The sequence below is a fragment of the Actinomadura logoneensis genome, assembly GCF_003428695.1.
Lineage (GTDB): Bacteria > Actinomycetota > Actinomycetes > Streptosporangiales > Streptosporangiaceae > Spirillospora > Spirillospora logoneensis.
On the sequence record NZ_QURH01000360.1, the window covers coordinates 1 to 570 of the forward strand.

The window sequence follows — 570 nt, forward strand, 5'->3', positions numbered from 1 at the left end:
ACGCGCCGCCGGACGGCGGACCGGCCGCGGACTCGCGCACGTCGTCGGCGTCGTGCGCGCGGACCGTGCCGTCCCCGAGGCCGGCCTCCGCGAGCGTCAGCGCGATCAGCCGCGCGAGCCGCCGCTGCCCGGTGTGCGGCGCGCCGACCAGCAGCACGCTGGGCACCCCGGCGCGGATGCCGGACGCCTCGTCGATCCGGGTCGAGTCGGCGTCGTCCGGGGAGAGCACGGCGTGGTACGCCTCGGTCTGCTCCCGGACGGCGTCGAGCAGCTCCCCGGCGTCCTGCGCCCCGGACACGAACCCGATCCCGTACCGCTCCAGGACGCGTCGCTCGGTGCGGTCGCTCGGCGGCGGGATCTCGTGCACCGGACGCTCGGGCGACGGCGTCCGGTCGAGGAAGTCGAAGCCGCCGACCATCGTCTCCGACATCACGCGCGTGCCCGGCGGGTCCGCCTTCTTGGGCGGCCCGGCGGGTCCGCCGGCGTCCGTGGCGGACGGGCCGAGGACGCGCGTCCGGGGCGGCGCCTTCTCGGGCGGCCGGTTCCCGGCGGGGTCGGGCCCGCCGGGCG

Annotated in this window: 1 protein-coding gene; it reads right to left on the bottom strand. The window is 78.9% G+C overall.

Annotated features, from left to right (window positions below; translation table 11 throughout):
* Positions 1-570, bottom strand: a 570-nt coding sequence (locus DZF91_RS40015) for a hypothetical protein (RefSeq protein ID WP_199486809.1), incomplete at both ends; no start/stop codon positions are given.